Origin of the sequence: Micrococcus sp. MS-ASIII-49 (assembly GCF_000946635.1) — a bacterium.
Lineage (GTDB): Bacteria > Actinomycetota > Actinomycetes > Actinomycetales > Micrococcaceae > Micrococcus > Micrococcus luteus.
This window is the reverse complement of the sequence record NZ_JXSP01000040.1, coordinates 21,861-35,126: the sequence shown is the minus strand read 5'-3', so window position 1 is coordinate 35,126 and position 13,266 is coordinate 21,861. Positions and strand designations below refer to the sequence as shown.

Below are 13,266 nucleotides of genomic sequence, written 5' to 3'. Positions count from 1 at the left end.
GCCGCCACATCGCAGGGCTCGTCAGGGGCCGGGGGCGGGCCGGGATCGTCCGGATCAGATCCGGGCGAGGGCCGCCGTCGGATCGTGGAGGCAGTCCGCCACGAACGTGAGGAACGCGCTCGCGGTGGCGCCGTCGGTGACGCGGTGGTCGAAGGTCACGGTCATCTCGGTGACCTTGCGGACCACGATCTCCCCGTCCACGACCCACGGGCGGTCGATGATCCGGCCGATGCCGAGCATCCCGACCTCGGGCACGTTGATGATCGGCGTGGCGCCGTCCGTGCCCAGCGGGCCGTAGTTGTTCAGCGTGAACGTGCCGCGGGTGAGCTCGGCCGGGGCGGCCCTGCCCGCGCGGGCACGGCTGACGGTGTCGTTGATCGCGGCGGTGAGCTCGTCCGCGGACAGCTTCTCCGCGTGCTCGACGGAGGGCACCATGAGGCCGCGGTCGGTCTGCACGGCCAGGCCGAGGTGGACGCCGTCGACCTCCACGATCTCGTCCTTGCCGTCCGCCCCGGCCTCGATGCGCGCGTTCATCACCGGGTACCGGCGCAGGCCGGCCAGGGTGAAGCGGGCGATCAGGCCGAGCAGCGAGGGCGCGTTCTCCGGGTCCTTCGCCTTGAGCGCGACCCGCAGCTCGAGCAGGGCGGTGACGTCCACGTCCAGCCACGCCGTGACCTCCGGGACCTCGCGGCGCGAGCGGGAGAGCTGGTCCGCGATCACCTTGCGCACCCCCGAGATCGGGGTGCGGGCGACGACGGCCAGGCCGGTCCGCCCGTCCACGGCGCCCGCCTGCGCGGCGGCCGCGGCCGACGGGGCCGGGGTCGGGGCGGTCTGCGGGGTGGAGCCCTCGGCCGCGGCGAGCACGTCGGCGCGGGTGATCAGGCCGTCCGGGCCCGTGCCGGTCAGCGCGGCCACGTCCACGCCCTTCTCGCGGGCGAGCTTGCGGACGATCGGGGAGGTCACGCGCGGGGCGCCGGCCCCGGCCGTGGGGGCCGGTGTCGGGCGGGCGGCGCCGCGGCCGCGCTTGGACGGACGGCTGCGGGAGGTGGCCCTGTGGCCGGAGGTGCCGTAGCCGATGAGCACGGCGCCGGAGGCCTCGTCGTCGGAGCCGGCGACGTCGCCGTCGCCGCCGCGGGCCTTGTCCGGCTTCGGCTGGACGCCGGCCATCTCCTCCTCGCGGTAGCTCAGCGCGCCCGGGCGGGCGGCCTCGGCCGCCGCCGCACCGGTCGACGGCGGGACGGCGAGGGTCTCGGTGCCGGCGGCGGGCGCGGAGCCCTCACCGGACTCGCCGGCCGCGCCGATGGTGATCAGCGGGCTGCCGACGTCCATGGTCTCGCCCTCGGCGCCGTGCAGGGTCAGCACGGTGCCGGCGTACGGGCTCGGCACCTCGACGAGGGCCTTGGCGGTCTCGACCTCGACCATGGGCTGGTCGACGGCCACGGTGTCGCCCTCGGCGACGAGCCAGCGGACGATGTCGGCCTCGGTCAGGCCCTCGCCCAGGTCGGGCAGCAGGAAGGTGTTGCTCATGCGCGGGCCTCCTCGGCGTCCAGGTCCCAGTTCAGGTCGTCGATCGCGTCCAGGATGCGGTCGATGTTCGGCAGGTGGTGCTCCTCGAGCTTCGGCGCGGGGAACGGGATGTCGAAGCCGGTCACGCGGCCCACGGGCGCCGCCAGCGAGTGGAAGCAGCGCTGCTGGATCCGGGCCACCAGCTCGGAGGCCACGGACGCGAAGCCCTGCGGCTCGGCGACGACGACGGCGCGGCCGGTCTTGGCGACCGAGGCGGTCATCGTGTCCTCGTCCAGCGGGTTCACGGTGCGCAGGTCCACGACCTCCACCGAGAGCCCCTCCTCCGCGGCCGCGTGGGCGGCGGCGAGGCAGGTGGGCACGGAGGGCCCGTAGGAGACGAGGGTGACGTCCGTGCCCTCGCGGACGACGGCGGCGCGCGCCCAGGCCTCGCCGTGCTCCTTCTTGTCCTCGACGCGGGCCCAGCCCTCCTCGAACTCTTCGCGCAGCTGGTCGAGGTCGAGCTCGGCCTTGGTCCAGTACATCTTCTTGGGCTCCATGAAGACCACCGGATCGTCCAGACGGATGGCCGAGCGCAGCATCATGTACGCGTCCTTCACCGAGGCCGGGGTGTACACCTTCAGGCCCGGGGTGTGCGCGTAGTAGGACTCGGAGGAGTCGCAGTGGTGCTCCACGCCGCCGATGCCGCCGCCGTAGGGGATGCGGATGGTGATCGGCATGGGCGTGGCGCCCTTGGTGCGGTTGCGCATCTTGGCCACGTGCGAGGCGATCTGCTCGAAGGCCGGGTACGCGAACGCGTCGAACTGCATCTCGATCACGGGGCGGGCGCCGCCGAGGGCCATGCCCACGGCCATGCCCGCGATGCCGGACTCGGCCAGCGGGGTGTCGAAGCAGCGCTCCTCACCGAAGCGCGCGGTCAGCCCGTCCGTGATGCGGAAGACACCGCCGAGGGTGCCGACGTCCTCGCCGAACACCACCACCATGTCGTCGGCGGCCATCTCGTCGGCCAGCGCCGCGTTGAGCGCGGCGGCGAAGGTCAGGGTCGCCATGCTCAGGCCTCCTGGTTCTCGGAACGGGACAGCTCCTCGGCCAGCTGCGCGCGCTGGGCGGCGAGCTGCGGGGTCTGCACGGAGTAGACGTGGTCGAACAGCTCGAGCGGATCGAGCTCCGTCTCGGCGTTCATGGCGTCACGCAGCTGCTGCGCGACGTCCTCGGCGTCGCGGGCGATCTGGGCCGAGACCTCCTCGGTGAGGGCGCCGGTGGACTCGAGGTAGGCGGTCATGCGGCGCAGCGGGTCGCGCGCCTCCCACTCCTTCACCTCGGCGTCGTCGCGGTAGCGCGAGGGGTCGTCCGTGTTGGTGTGCGCCTGCATGCGGTAGGTGTCCGCCTCCACGAGGAAGGGGCCCTGGCCCTGCCGGCACAGCTCCACGGCGCGGCCCAGCACGGCCAGCAGGGCGCCGAGGTCGTTGCCGTCCACGCGCTCGCCGGCCAGGCCGTAGCCCACGGCCTTGTGGGCCAGGGACGGGGCGGCCGACTGCTTGGCGAACGGCACGGAGATGGCGAACTTGTTGTTCTGCACGAAGAAGATCACCGGCAGCTTGAACACGGCCGCGAAGTTCAGCGCCTCGTGGAAGTCGCCCTCGGAGGTGCCGCCGTCGCCGACCATGGCCAGGCACACGACCTCCTCGCCGCGCAGGCGGGCGGCCTTGGCCATCCCGACGGCGTGCAGCATCTGGGTGGTCAGGGGCGTGGACTGGATGGAAACGTGGTGCTTCTGGGGGTCGTAACCCTGATGCCAGGTGCCCTGGTAGGCCACCATCACCTCGAGCGGCGGGACGCCGCGGGCGATCACGGCCACGGTGTCGCGGTAGGTCGGGAACAGCCAGTCGTCCTCGCCCAGGCAGACGGCGGCGGCGACCTCGGAGGCCTCCTGGCCATGCGAGGACGGATAGACGGCCATGCGACCCTGGCGCACCAGGGCGTAGGCCTGGTCGTTGACGCGGCGGCCGATGACGAGGTGGCGGTAGGCGGCCAGCAGCTCCTCGTCGGAGGGCAGGGGATACTCGTGGCCGGGCTCGGTGCCCTGCTCCTCCGGGGCCAGCAGAGTGCCGTCCTCGCCGATCAGCTGGATGCGGCGGGCGGCGGGGAGCAGGTACTCCTCGAGGGAGATGCCGAAGGCGGCGCCGGCGTTCGGGCGGGTCTCGGCCTCGTCGGTCCGGACGGCCCCGGGCACGGCGGGGGTGGGGTCACTCATGGCGGGTCCTCTCGATCTGTGGCCTTCAGTGTGCCCAAGAGGATCAATGTGTCGCGCGCTCGCCCGTGATCACGAGACAATCGGGTGCAAACCAGGCACTCCATCGGACGAACTGCTATTGTGACTCGTGCCACGTAGACGGTCCGCCGCCGCGTGGCCGACCCCGTCCGCCCCGCCCCAGGAGGAGCCATGGCCGCCGAGCCGCTGGACCGCGTGGACCGCGCGATCGTCCGCGAACTGACGCAGGACGGGCGGATGTCCGTCGCGGCCCTGGCCGAGCGCGTGCACATCTCCCGCGCGCACTGCTACTCGCGTCTGAACCGCCTGCAGGACGCGGGCGTGATCACAGACTTCACCGTGCGGGTCGACCCCGTCAAGGTCGGCTTCGGGGCCTCCGCCCACGTGACCATGAAGCTGCGTCAGCACGACTGGCGAGAGCTGCGCGCCACGCTTCTGGCCATCCCCGAGGTCTCCCACGTCTCCCTCGTGGGCGGGAACATGGACGTGATCCTGCTGGTCCGCGCGCGGGACACCGCCGACCTGCGCCGTGTGATCTTCGACGAACTGCAGACCCTGCCGAGCGTCGTCGACACGCAGACGTACATGGTCTTCGACGACCAGGCCTCCGGGCAGACCATCCCCCCGGACGAGACCGCCGACTGAGCCGACGGTCCGGCGCCCCGGTCAGCGCGAGCGCACGACGACGGGCGGCGGGTCCGCCACAGCCCCCGGCCCGCGCGGCAGCACCGCGGCGAACACGACCGCTCCGACACCGCAGACGACCGCGAGGGAGCCGACGCCGACGGCCAGCCCGGCCGCGGCGGTCGCCCCGGAGAGCAGCAGCGGCCCGGCGAGCATCCCCGCGTCGGACATCGAGCGCCACAGACCGAGGAACGGGGCGCGCGCGTTCGGCGGCGAGTGGTCCGCCCCGAGGGTCATCACGATCCCCGCGCCGAAGCCGTTGCCGATGCCCAGCAGCACCGCCGCCGCCGCGAACGCCGTCGGCTCCCGGGTGAGGCTGATCGCCAGGAACCCCGCCCCCAGCAGGGTCAGGCACGGCACCGCCACAGCGCGCCGGCCGAAGCGGTCCATGAGCCGACCCGAGGGGTAGAAGAGCAGCAGGTCCGCCGCGCCGGCCAGGCCGAAGACGAGCGACGCCGTCGCCGCGTCCAGGCCCAGGTGCGTGGCCCACAGCGGGATGACGGCGTTGCGCGCCGCGCGGGCGGCGGAGACGGCCACGACACCGAAGCCGGCCGTGAGCAACGCCCCGCGCCGGGCGCGCGCCACGTCCCGCAGCCGGGGTCGACCGGCCGGGCCGGGCTCCTCCCCCGCCGCCGGATCGGACGCCGGCACCGGCAGATCCCGGATCCGCAGGCACAGCAGGGCGCCGACGGCCATGGCCGCGGCGGCCGCGGCGAACGCGCCGTCCAGCCCGAGCGGGGCCTGCGCGGCGGCACCCAGGAACGGGCCCAGGAACGTCCCGATCCGCACGGTCCCGCCGAGCGTGGACATCGCGCGGGCCCGGTGCGTGGCCGGCACCGCCACCGCCAGGTACGCCTGGCGGGCCAGGTTGAACCCGGCCCCGGCCATGCCCACGGCGAGCACCGCGGCCAGGAACAGCGCCAACCGCCCTGGCTCGGCCACCCCCGCCGCCGACGGCCCGGAGGACACCCCGGCCGTCGTCGCCCAGGCCAGACCCGCGCCGACCGTGCCGAGCCCGGCGGAGACGACCATGGTGACCCGCTCCCCCGCCCGGGCCGCGAGCGCCGAGGCCGGCCCGTTGGCCACGAGCGAGCCGAGCCCCACCAGCAGCACGACGGCGGCCGCCCGCGCCGCGTCCAGGCCGAGGGCCAGCGCCGCCACCGCGAGCGCGGGCGTCATGGCGCCCAGGCCGACGGCGTAGACGGTGGAGGGGGCGTAGATCTGCACGGCGTCGCGCAGCGCCTCCCGGGTGCGGGCGGCGGAGGCGGAGCGGGGACGCATGCCCGCGAGCGTAGCGGGACGGCACGCGCGCGATCGTCGTGGGACCGGGTCACTACGCTGGTGCCATGGCCTCCCGCACCGCCTCTCCACCGCCCTCGCCCGCCCCGTCGCCCGCCGCTGCCCGCGGCGCCCTGGACCGGTATTTCCGCATCACCGAGCGCGGCTCGTCGGTGGGCCAGGAGTTCCGCGGCGGCCTCGCCACGTTCCTGGCGATGAGCTACATCGTGGTGCTGAACCCGCTGATCCTGTCCGGGCCCGACTCGGCCGGGAACACCCTGGGCATCCCCGCCGTGGCCGCCGTGACCGCGCTCGTGGCGGGCGTCATGACCATCGTCATGGGTGTGTGGGCGCGGCACCCGTTCGCGGTGGCCGCGGGCCTGGGCGTCTCCGCGTTCGTCTCCATCACCATCGCCACGACGCCGGGACTCACCTGGCCCCAGCTGATGGGCCTCGTCACCCTCGCCGGTCTCGTGATGCTGGTGCTCGTGGTGACCGGCTTCCGCCGCGCCGTGTTCGACGCGGTCCCGGAGGCGCTGAAGTCCGGCATCGTGGTGGGCATCGGCCTGTTCATCGCACTGATCGGCCTCGTCAACGCCGGGTTCGTGCGGCGACTGCCGGACGCCGCCGACACCACGGTCCCGGTGGGCCTGGGCACGGGCGGCGAGCTCGAGGGCTGGCCCGTGCTGGTCTTCGTCGTCGGGCTGCTGCTGACCGCGGTCCTCGTGATCCGCAAGGTGCGCGGCGCCATCCTGATCGGCATCGTCGTGGCGACGATCCTCGCCAACGTGCTGGAGGCCGTGTTCCACATCGGCCCCTCCGTGGACGCCGACGGGAACGCCGTGCCCACCGGCTGGTCCCTGATCGCCCCCTCCCTGCCCGAGTGGACCGCCCCGGACCTGCACCTGCTCGGCAGCGTGGACCTGTTCGGCGCCTTCACCTCCGTGGGCGGGCTGATGGCCTCCCTGCTCGTGTTCGCGATCCTGCTCTCCGTGTTCTTCGACGCGATGGGCGTCTCCGTGGGCCTGGCCCGCGAGGCCGGCACCGTGAACCCGGACGGCTCCATCCCCGACCTGAACCGGGTGCTCGCCGCGGACGCGCTCGCGGTCGCCGTGGGCGGCGGCGCCTCCGGCTCGGCGCACCAGATCTTCGTGGAGTCCGGCACCGGCATCGGCGAGGGCGCCCGGACCGGCCTGGCCTCCGTGTTCACCGGCCTGTTCTTCCTCGCGGCCGTGTTCCTCTCCCCGCTCATCCACCTCGTGCCGTTCGAGGCCGTGGCCCCCGCGCTCGTGGTGGTCGGGTTCATGATGTGCCAGCACGTGGTGCAGATCGACTGGTCCGACCCGGGCGCGGCCTTCCCCGCGTTCCTCACGTTCACCCTCATGCCGTTCACCTACTCGATCGTCAACGGCATCGGCGCCGGCGTGGTGGCCTACGCGGTGATCCGCACGGGCCAGGGCCGCGGCCGCGAGGTGCACCCGCTGCTGTGGTTCGTGGCGCTCGCGTTCGTCGCGTACTTCGGGCTCGGCGTGGTCCGGGCCTCGCTCGGCCTGAACTGACCCGCCACCCCCGACGGCGGCGCACCGGGCCGGTGCGCCGCCGTCGTCGTGTGCGGCGCGGGGTGTCGGCCCCGCCCCGCGCGGCGTGATGGGATGGGCCGCATGCCCCAGACCACATCGCACGCCCCCGTCCCGCCGTCCGTCTCCGCCGAGCCCGTGACCCGCCGCCACCACGGCCACACGTTCCAGGACGACTTCGAGTGGCTGCGCGGCAAGGCGGAGCCCCGCGTGCTCGAGCACCTGGCCGCCGAGAACGCGTACACCGAGGCCGTGACCGCGGACCAGGCGCCGCTGCGCGAGGCGATCGTCGGCGAGATCAAGGCCCGCACGGTGGAGACGGACCGCTCCGTGCCCGCCCGCCGGGACGGGTGGTGGTACTTCGTGCGCACCCGCGAGGGCGCCGAGTACCCGATCCACTGCCGCGTGCCCGCACGCGACACCGGCGACCTCGAGGCCGACTGGACCCCGCCCGTCATCACCCCGGACGCCGCCCTGCCGGGCGAGCAGGTGATCCTGGACGGCAACACCGAGGCCGAGGGCCACCCGTTCTTCGCGCTCGGCGGCCTGCACATCAGCCCGGACGCCACCCGGGTGGCCTACGCCGTGGACCACACCGGCGACGAGCGCTTCACCCTGCGCGTGCGCGAGATCGCCACGGGCGAGGACCTGCCGGACGCGGTCGAGAACGTGGCCCACGGCGTCCGCTTCGACCGCTCGGGCACCCACGTGTTCTACACCGTCTGGGACGACTCGTGGCGGCCGTACCAGGTCAAGGCGCACGTGCTCGGCACCGACCCGGCCGAGGACGTGCTCCTGCACGAGGAGGCCGACCCGGGCATGTGGACCGGCTTCGAGGGCGTCGCCGACCGCACCCAGCTGCTGATCGGCGTCGGCAACTCGGAGGTCTCCGAGACCCTCGTGGTCGATCTGCCGGAGGACCCCGCCGCACCCCTGCCCGCCCCGCGCGTGCTGATCCCCCGCGCCTGGCGGATGCTCGCCGACGTCGAGCCCGTCACGGACGCCGACGGCGTCCGCCGGCTGCTCGTGGTCCACGACCGCGCCCTGGACGACGACGGCGCCCCCGTCGCCGCGCCCAACGGGATGCTCTCGGTGGTCGCCGAAGCGGACGTCGCCGACCGCGACGCCTGGCGCACCGTCGTGCCGCACCGCGAGGACGTGAAGGTCGACGGCGTCATGGTCACCCTGACCCACGCCGCCCTGGCCGTGCGCCGGGAGACCACCCCGCGCGTCGTCGTCGCCGAGCTGGACGCCGTGCTGGCCGGGCAGGCCGCGCACTGGCGCGAGCCCGCGTTCGACGAGGAGCTCTACGCGTGTCATCTGTCCGCGACGGCGGCCGAGTCCCCGTTCCTGCGGCTGGCCTACACGTCCTGGATCACGCCCGCGCGCGTGCTGGACGTCTCGGCGGCGACAGGCGAGGTGCACCTGCGCCGCGAGACGGAGGTGCCCGGCTACGACCCGGCCGACTACGTGGCCGAGCGCGTGTGGGCGCCGGCCTCCGAGCCGTCGTCGGTGACCGGGGAGGACGTGCGGATCCCCGTCACCGTGATCCGGCGCCGCGACGTGAAGCCGGACGGGACGGCCCCGTGCGTGGTGTACGGCTACGGCTCCTACGAGATGTCCATGGACCCCGTGCTGGGTGTGGCCCGGCTGTCCCTGCTGGACCGGGGCGTGGTGTTCGCGGTCGCGCACGTGCGCGGCGGCGGCGAACTGGGCCGGCGCTGGTACGAGGACGGCAAGAAGCTGGCCAAGCGGCACTCCTTCACGGACTTCGTGGACGCCACCCGGCACCTCGTGGGCCTCGGCTGGGCGGACCCGGCGCGCGTGGCCTGCATGGGCGGCTCGGCCGGCGGCCTGCTCATGGGCGCGGTGCTGAACCTCGCGCCGGAGCTGTACCGGGCGTGCCTGGCCGTGGTGCCGTTCGTGGACGCGCTCACCACCATCCTCGACCCGGAGCTGCCGCTGTCCGCGCTCGAGTGGGAGGAGTGGGGCAACCCGATCGAGGACGCGGCCGTGTACGCGGCCATGCGTGCCTACACCCCGTATGAGAACGTGCGGGCGGTGGACTACCCGGCGATCGCGGCCGTGACGAGCCTGAACGACACCCGCGTGCACTACGTCGAGCCGGCCAAGTGGGTGGCCCAGCTGCGGCGGACGGTGACGAGCGACCAGGCCACGCCCCTGGCCGAGGGCGGCGCCCCGATCCTGCTGCGCACCGAGATGGACGGCGGCCACGGCGGCGCGTCCGGCCGGTACCAGGGCTGGGAGGACACCGCCTGGGAGTACGCGTTCCTGCTGACCGCGCTGGGGGCGACCCGCCGCGTGGTGTGACGGAGGCGGGGTGTTCGCCCGGAACCGGTCAGTCTCCGGCCTCCCCGGCCCCGTCGGCCGCGCGGACCTGGGCCAGCGCGTCGGCGGCGCGCAGCAGCGCCAGGTGGCTGAACGCCTGGGGGAAGTTGCCCGCCATGCGGTCCTGGCCGTCGTCGTACTCCTCGGCCATGAGGTCGAGGTCGTTCGCGCACGCGTCGAGCCGCTCCATGAGGGCGTCGGCGTCGTCCAGGCGGCCGGTGCGCGCGTACTGCTCCACGAGCCAGAAGGCGCACGCGAGGAACGGCGCCTCCTCACCGGGCAGCCCGTCGGAGCCGTCCGGGCGGTAGCGCAGCACCAGGCCGGTGTCCGTGACGAGCTCCTCCTCGATCCGCCGTACGGTGGCGAGCATGCGCGGGTCGTCCGGGGGCAGGAACCCGGTGTGGGGGATCTGGAGGAGGGAGGCGTCCACCGCGTCCGAGCCGTAGGTCTGGGTGAAGTGGCCGTCCGCGTGCACGCCGCAGGTGAGGATCTCCTCCCGCAGCTCGTCCCGGTGGCGCTCCCATGCCGCGGTCTCCGCCTCCGTGGCGGGCACGCCGTGGGTGGCCACGGCGTGCAGCGCACGATCCAGTGCGGCCCACATCTTGACGCGGCCGTGCGTGAAGAAGGCAGGCTCCCCGCGCATCTCCCACAGCCCGTGGTCCGGGTCCTCCCGATGCGCGACGACGCGCTCCACGAGCCGCTTCTGCAGCGGCCAGGACCACTCGTCCTCCGGGACGCCGGCGTCCCGGAGGGCGCACAGCGCCATCATCACGGTGCCGATGACGTCCGCCTGCCACTGGTCCGCGGCGCCGTTGCCCACGACCACGGGCCGGGAGTCCGCGTGGCCGGGGAGGTGCTCGAGCTCGCGCTCGGGCATGTACCGCTCCCCCGAGAGCGTGTACATGACCTGCACCTCGTGGGGCTCCCCCGCGATGGCGCGCAGCAGCCAGTCGCGCCAGGCAGTCGCCCCCTCCACGTGCCCGTGCGCGAGCAGGGCCTCCAGTGCGAGCGCGGTGTCCCGCAGCGACACATAGCGGTAGTCCCAGTTCCGGACCCCGCCGATGTCCTCCGGCAGGCTCGTGGTCGGGGCCGCCACGATGCCGCCCGTGGCCCGGTGCGTGAGCCCCTTGAGCACGAGGAGGGATCGCTGGACCCGATCGGCGAGCGGGTCGTCCGCCCGCGGGGCCTCTCGGGTCGACTCCTCCAGCCAGCCGCGCCACCTGCGCACGGTGGCCTCCAGCACGTCCTCGGCGCGGGGCGCGGAGGGGGCCATGCCCCACGCCGGGTACCAGGTCAGGCACCACTGGGCGGACTCCCCGGCGACCAGCTCCGTCGTGCCCTCGTGATGCCCGTCCACCGACTCCAGGTCCGGCCCGTGCACCGCGAGCGCGTCCCCGCCGGCGACGACGGCCAGGAACGACTCCCCGTCTGCGTCCTCCTGACGCGAGACCCACGGCTCGACCTCGCCGTAGTCGAGGCGGGCGAACACGGACTGTGTCACGCGCACGCGTCCCGCGAGGCAGCGGACCAGCCGCATGACGTCGGCCCGCGCCGCCGCCTCGGACGCCCCGGTCCCGTCGGGGCCGCCGTCGTCCCCCTGGGCGTCCCCCACGCCGTCCGCGTCCATGAGCGGCATGAAGTCCAGCACCTCGGCCTCCCCGGACGGCGAACGCCAGAGGGTGCGCAGCACGAGGGTGCCCGGCAGGTAGGCGCGCTCCGCGACCTCGCCGTCCTCGATCCCCAGGCTCCACTCGCCGTGCTCCCGCGTGCCGAGGAGCGAGGTGAACACCGAGGCCGAGTCGAAGCGGGGCAGGCACAGCCACGTGATCGCCCCCTCCCGGGACACCAGTGCCCCGCTGAGCTGGTGGGACAGGAAGGCGTGGTCGTCGATGCGGGGCTGGGCGCTCATGCAGGGCAGTCCATCACCCCGGGGGAGGCGGGGCCAGTCGGGGGCGCGGCGTGGACCCACGACGACGTCACCGGGAGAATGGCGTGGCCGGCCGGGTCCCTCCCGGCCGCCGCCCGCGCACCCGCCCCGCTCCCCCGTTCCGTCTGCCCGCCCCGTCCAGGAGGACCCATGCCCGACGTCCAGAACCCCTGCCCCGCCGGTGCATCCCCGGCACCCGACGACGACCGGGCCGCCGCGTCCGTGGCGCTCGTGATCGTGGGCGCGACCGGTGACCTGACCCGACGGCTCCTGCTGCCGGGGCTGGCCCGGGCCCTCACGGTCCACGACCTGCCGGAGGTGACCCTGGTGGGCTCGGCCCACTCGGACGGCCATTCGCTCGAGGAGTGGCGCGGCGTCATCGAGGAGGCCGTGGGAGAGACGGATCTGGACGCCGACGCACGGGCGGGCCTGGTCGAGCGCGCCGTCTGGCGCACCGCCGACGCCTCGGACCCCGAGGACCTGGGCGCCCTGCTCGTCGCCGCCCGCGAGGCCGCCGGGGAGGAGGCCGTGGCCGTGCTGTACCTGGCGCTGGACCCGGACCTCGCCGCCGAGGCGTGCGCGGCGCTCGAGCAGGTGGAGGACCGCCCGGAGGGGCTGCGCATCGTGCTGGAGAAGCCGTTCGGCTCGGACCAGCGGTCGGCGCGCGAGCTCAACGCGCTGCTGGGGCAGATCGCCGGGGAGGAGGACGTGTTCCGCGTGGACCACTTCCTCAGGGAGTCGATGGTCTCGGGCCTGCTCACCCTGCGCACCGCCAACCGCGTGCTGGAGCGCGTGTGGAGCGCGGCCGACGTCGAGCACGTGGACATCGTGGCGGACGAGTCCCTGGCCCTGGAGGGGCGCGCCGGGTTCTACGACGGCACCGGGGCTCTCGAGGACATGCTCCAGTCCCACCTGCTGCAGGTGCTGGCCATGGTGGCCCTGGAGCCCCCGCGGCGTCTCACCCCGGACGCGCTGCAGGACGCCGTCGTCGAGGTGCTGCGGGCCACGCGCGTGCGCGACGACGACGCGGTCGCCTCCTCGCGCCGGGCCCGGTACACCGCGGGGACGGTGGGAGGCCAGGACGTGCCCGACTACGTCGCCGAGGAGGGCGTGGACCCGGAGAACGGGACCGAGACGCTCGCCGAGGTGGAGCTGGAGGTCCGGACCGACCGGTGGGCGGGCGTGCCGTTCCGGCTGCGATCCGGCAAGGCGCTGGAGCCGCGCCGCTGGGAGGTCGTGCTCTCGCTGCGGCCGCCCGAGGGGGTGCCCGCGGGGCTGGAGGCGGCCGCGGGGCGGGAGCGGATCGTGGTGGGACTGGACCCGCGGGCCCTGCGGGTGGAGCTGGCCGTGGACGGGCCGGACACCCCGTTCGTCGCGGAGCGCAGCGTGCTCGCGGCGGACCTGGCCGAGGAGGACGTGGACGCGTACGGCGAGGTGATGCGCGGCGTGCTCACCGGGGATCGGATGCTCTCGGTGCGAGGCGACGCCGCGGAGGAGTGCTGGCGCATCCTGGCCCCCGTGATCGAGGCGTGGGACGCGGGGCGGGTGCCCCTCGACGAGTACACCGCCGGGTCCTCGGGACCGGAGGACTGGCCGGAGAGGTGATCCGCGGGAGCGACCGTGGGTCGCACGGCGGCGAGGGGGCGGCGTCGTGC

General features: G+C 74.4%; 9 protein-coding genes. 4 read left to right on the top strand and 5 right to left on the bottom strand.

Features of this window, described 5'->3' with window-relative positions; translation table 11 throughout:
* Positions 1–54: 54 nt before the first annotated feature.
* The 3 genes from SJ20_RS02995 to SJ20_RS02985 are packed head-to-tail and all read right to left on the bottom strand — an operon-like array spanning position 55 to position 3,778.
* Complete coding sequence (locus tag SJ20_RS02995; RefSeq protein WP_044658904.1) at positions 55–1,527, bottom strand: dihydrolipoamide acetyltransferase family protein; 1,473 nt, start codon at positions 1,525–1,527, stop codon at positions 55–57.
* Positions 1,524–2,573, bottom strand: a complete 1,050-nt coding sequence (locus tag SJ20_RS02990; protein ID WP_041104052.1) for an alpha-ketoacid dehydrogenase subunit beta — start codon at positions 2,571–2,573, stop codon at positions 1,524–1,526. The genes SJ20_RS02995 and SJ20_RS02990 overlap by 4 nt, the downstream gene beginning before the upstream one ends.
* A 2-nt stretch (positions 2,574–2,575) precedes the next feature.
* Positions 2,576–3,778 carry a thiamine pyrophosphate-dependent enzyme gene (locus SJ20_RS02985; protein WP_041104050.1) on the bottom strand — a complete coding sequence of 401 codons (1,203 nt, stop codon included), beginning with the start codon at positions 3,776–3,778 and terminating at the stop codon, positions 2,576–2,578.
* A 189-nt stretch (positions 3,779–3,967) separates the two neighbouring features.
* Between SJ20_RS02985 and SJ20_RS02980 the strand changes: the two genes are divergently transcribed.
* Positions 3,968–4,441 carry an Lrp/AsnC family transcriptional regulator gene (locus SJ20_RS02980; RefSeq protein ID WP_044658903.1) on the top strand — a complete coding sequence of 158 codons (474 nt, stop codon included), beginning with the start codon at positions 3,968–3,970 and terminating at the stop codon, positions 4,439–4,441.
* 21 nt (positions 4,442–4,462) lie between these two features.
* On the opposite strand, the gene SJ20_RS02975 is transcribed toward SJ20_RS02980, so the two are convergent.
* Positions 4,463–5,761: an MFS transporter gene (locus SJ20_RS02975; RefSeq protein WP_044658902.1), complete on the bottom strand. Its 1,299-nt coding sequence runs from the start codon at positions 5,759–5,761 to the stop codon at positions 4,463–4,465.
* Between the two features lie 65 nt (positions 5,762–5,826).
* On the opposite strand from SJ20_RS02975, the gene SJ20_RS02970 reads away from it, so the two are divergent.
* The gene (locus tag SJ20_RS02970; protein WP_044658907.1) at positions 5,827–7,317 is read left to right on the top strand and encodes an NCS2 family permease; all 1,491 of its coding nucleotides are present in this window, start codon (positions 5,827–5,829) and stop codon (positions 7,315–7,317) included.
* Between the two features lie 102 nt (positions 7,318–7,419).
* Positions 7,420–9,666, top strand: a complete 2,247-nt coding sequence (locus SJ20_RS02965; RefSeq protein ID WP_044658906.1) for a S9 family peptidase — start codon at positions 7,420–7,422, stop codon at positions 9,664–9,666.
* Between the two features lie 28 nt (positions 9,667–9,694).
* On the opposite strand, the gene SJ20_RS02960 is transcribed toward SJ20_RS02965, so the two are convergent.
* Positions 9,695–11,593 carry a glycoside hydrolase family 15 protein gene (locus tag SJ20_RS02960; RefSeq protein ID WP_044658901.1) on the bottom strand — a complete coding sequence of 633 codons (1,899 nt, stop codon included), beginning with the start codon at positions 11,591–11,593 and terminating at the stop codon, positions 9,695–9,697.
* Between the two features lie 168 nt (positions 11,594–11,761).
* Between SJ20_RS02960 and SJ20_RS02955 the strand changes: the two genes are divergently transcribed.
* Positions 11,762–13,216 carry a glucose-6-phosphate dehydrogenase gene (locus SJ20_RS02955; protein ID WP_082067569.1) on the top strand — a complete coding sequence of 485 codons (1,455 nt, stop codon included), beginning with the start codon at positions 11,762–11,764 and terminating at the stop codon, positions 13,214–13,216.
* Positions 13,217–13,266: the final 50 nt, after the last annotated feature.

What these genes read in the sequence shown, in the direction of transcription:
- SJ20_RS02995 (WP_044658904.1), bottom strand. Translation starts at nt 1,527, where the DNA reads ATGAGCAACACCTTCCTGCTGCCCGACCTGGGCGAGGGCCTGACCGAG.
- SJ20_RS02990 (WP_041104052.1), bottom strand. Translation starts at nt 2,573, where the DNA reads ATGGCGACCCTGACCTTCGCCGCCGCGCTCAACGCGGCGCTGGCCGAC.
- SJ20_RS02985 (WP_041104050.1), bottom strand. Translation starts at nt 3,778, where the DNA reads ATGAGTGACCCCACCCCCGCCGTGCCCGGGGCCGTCCGGACCGACGAG.
- SJ20_RS02980 (WP_044658903.1), top strand. Translation starts at nt 3,968, where the DNA reads ATGGCCGCCGAGCCGCTGGACCGCGTGGACCGCGCGATCGTCCGCGAA.
- SJ20_RS02975 (WP_044658902.1), bottom strand. Translation starts at nt 5,761, where the DNA reads ATGCGTCCCCGCTCCGCCTCCGCCGCCCGCACCCGGGAGGCGCTGCGC.
- SJ20_RS02970 (WP_044658907.1), top strand. Translation starts at nt 5,827, where the DNA reads ATGGCCTCCCGCACCGCCTCTCCACCGCCCTCGCCCGCCCCGTCGCCC.
- SJ20_RS02965 (WP_044658906.1), top strand. Translation starts at nt 7,420, where the DNA reads ATGCCCCAGACCACATCGCACGCCCCCGTCCCGCCGTCCGTCTCCGCC.
- SJ20_RS02960 (WP_044658901.1), bottom strand. Translation starts at nt 11,593, where the DNA reads ATGAGCGCCCAGCCCCGCATCGACGACCACGCCTTCCTGTCCCACCAG.
- SJ20_RS02955 (WP_082067569.1), top strand. Translation starts at nt 11,762, where the DNA reads ATGCCCGACGTCCAGAACCCCTGCCCCGCCGGTGCATCCCCGGCACCC.